Source organism: Mesorhizobium sp. M4A.F.Ca.ET.020.02.1.1 (genome assembly GCF_004022645.1).
Taxonomy (GTDB): Bacteria; Pseudomonadota; Alphaproteobacteria; order Rhizobiales; family Rhizobiaceae; genus Mesorhizobium.
The window spans coordinates 1-2,435 of the sequence record NZ_RZOI01000835.1 but is presented as its reverse complement, the minus strand read 5'-3'; the positions used below and the strand labels follow the sequence as shown (position 1 = coordinate 2,435).

General features: G+C 63.7%; 3 protein-coding genes. 1 reads left to right on the top strand and 2 read right to left on the bottom strand.

What is annotated here, in order from left to right:
* A partial coding sequence (locus tag EN742_RS38355) for a hypothetical protein (protein ID WP_189375690.1) occupies window positions 1–745 on the top strand: 745 nt, incomplete at its 5' end.
* 137 nt (window positions 746–882) lie between these two features.
* Here EN742_RS38355 and EN742_RS31860 read toward each other — a convergent pair.
* Both EN742_RS31860 and EN742_RS31855 read right to left on the bottom strand, forming a co-directional pair.
* Window positions 883–1,872 carry a lipid A biosynthesis lauroyl acyltransferase gene (locus tag EN742_RS31860; RefSeq protein ID WP_126054135.1) on the bottom strand — a complete coding sequence of 330 codons (990 nt, stop codon included), beginning with the start codon at window positions 1,870–1,872 and terminating at the stop codon, window positions 883–885.
* 5 nt (window positions 1,873–1,877) lie between these two features.
* On the bottom strand, window positions 1,878–2,435 hold a 558-nt coding region (locus tag EN742_RS31855; RefSeq protein WP_148670402.1), incomplete at its 5' end, for a zinc-binding dehydrogenase.

The following is a 2,435-nucleotide window of genomic DNA, read 5'->3' as shown; positions in this document are numbered from 1 at the left end:
GCCGCATATTTCAGGCTACGGCGAGGTATATCTCGGCGGTCTCTACTTCGCGACCCCCGGGGACGATGCAGACGGCACGACCGCCGGCGGCGCCGCCCGGGTCAATTTTCCGATCGACGCTCGCTGGAACATCCAGACCGACGCGGTGATCGATTCGCTGTGGGTCGAGGGTACGAACATCTACAGCTACGGCGGCGCAATCCATGGCTACTGGCGCGATCCGAGCGCCTATGCGCTCGGCGGTTTCGCTACGATCACGGGATATGGCGGCGAAGATTTCGGCGGTGCCGATCTATACTCCTTCTCGGTCGGCCCTGAAGCTCAAGCCTATTTCGGCAACGTGACCGTCTACGGACAAGTCTACTACGGCCAGTTGCGGGCCTCCGGTGAATCCGAGCATCTCGACAATTGGGGTGGCCGCGGCGTGGTGCGCTACTTCGCCCAGGACAACCTTCGCTTCGACGGCGAACTTGGCTTCGCGAGACTTTCGGCGGACGGCGCGCACTTCGACACCGTCTCGGCGGCTCTGCAGGCCACCTACCGTTTCACAGGTACGCCGTGGTCCGTCTTCGGACGCTACCAGTTGGATCATCTGACTTTCTCCGAAGGTCCGGGCAGCGTGAACGTCCACAAATATGTGATCGGCCTGCGGGCGAGCTTCGGCTCGGATACGCTGCTGTCGGAGGACCGCAACGGCGCTACCATGGATACGTACCGGTCGAATTTTACCGTGCCGTTCCTCTAGGGTCAGGTAAGCAAGAGCTACATCAAAGCCGCGAAGAGCAATCTTCGCGGCTTTTCTTTGCTGGTGGCCTCAGTCCTCGATTTCCGGAAAACCTTCAGGCAGTGCAGACCGCGCTGGGAAACCGACCCTGGGTGCGCTCAGCTGACTACTTTCGCCTGCCCACGCCGGCTGCGGCGGCGGCCGCTCATCTCCCACCTTTTGTGGAACCACATCCACTGGCCGGGATCCTCGCGCACCCAGCGCTCGACGACGTCGGCGAGAAGCTGGGTGGTGGCGTGGACGTCGACACTGCCGCTCTCTGTGCGCGGCAAGGTCAGCTTGTCCTCGATCTCGAGGCGGAAACGGTTGTCCGGCAGCCGGACGCAGCGTGCCGGATAGACGTCGCAGTCGTAGTGGCGGGCGAGCATGCCCAGTACCGGATTGCTCTGGCAAGGGCGGCCGAAGAAGGTCGTCTCCAGTCCGCTGGAGAATTTCTGGTCGACGAGCACGCCGATATTGCCGCCGTTCTCCAGGATGGCGGCAAGCGCGAAGGAAGCGCCGGTCGAGGAGGGCAGCAAGCCTCCCATGGTCGAGCGGCGCGTCGAGTGGATGTAATCGGCGAGATAGGGATTATTGGGCGGGCGAAACAGCGCGGTGATGTTCATGCCGAAGGTGGCCGCGGCCACGGGCAGCAGCTCGAAATTGCCGAGATGGCCGGTAAACAGGATATGCGGCTTCTTCTCGCCGGCGATCTCGGCGAAATGCTCGACACCGCGCACCTCGACCCGGCCCGGCTTCGTCGCATTCGGATCGAAATCGAACAGCGCATCGAGGAAGATATACTCGGCCGCGAGGCGGGCCATGTTGCCCCACATGTCCAGCGCGATGGCCTCGATCTCGGCGTCGCTCTTTGCGGGATAGGCGCGCCGCAGATTGTTGACCGCGACCCGATGACGTCCGACCAGCGGGCCGATGCGGCGGGCGACGCGGTCGGCGAAGTTGAGCGCCTTGTCCGGCGGCAGGAGCCGCAGCAGCGAGATCATCGCCATGGCCAGGCGCGCCACCAGCCAGTGCTCCATCTGGCGCAGCCGCCGGCCGTAGCGGAACATGAAGTCCCGGCGGGCTTTCTTGAGCACCTTACCGACCATTTGCCTTAGACGCGCAGGATGATCTTGCCGAACACGTCGCGGCCTTCCATGCGCTTCAGCGCCGCGTCGATGTCGTCGAAGCCGACCTCGGTGTCGATGACGGGAGCGACGAGGCCGGCCGCCATCTTCTGCATCGCATCGGCCATGTTCTCCATGCGGCAGCCGAAGGAGCCGAGCAGCTTCAGCTGCTGCTGGAAGAGCTGCATCAGATTGACCTGTGTCGACACGCCGGAGGTGGAGCCGCATGTGACCAGGCGGCCGCCGCGCTTCAGGCACAGCATCGAGCCGGCGAAGGTGTCGGCGCCGACATGCTCGAAGACGACGTCGACGCCCTTCTTCTTGGTCAGCTTGCGCACGACGCCTTCGAAACGGTCCTCGCGGTAGTTGATGACATGGTCGGCCCCCAACGCCTTGGCCTTGTCGATCTTGTCGTTCGAGCCGACCGTGGTGATGACGGTGCAACCCATCTTCTTCGCCAACTGGATCGCGGCGGTGCCGATGCCGGAGCCGCCGGCATGGACGAGGATCGTCTCGCCGGGCTCGAGTTTCGCATTGTCGAACAG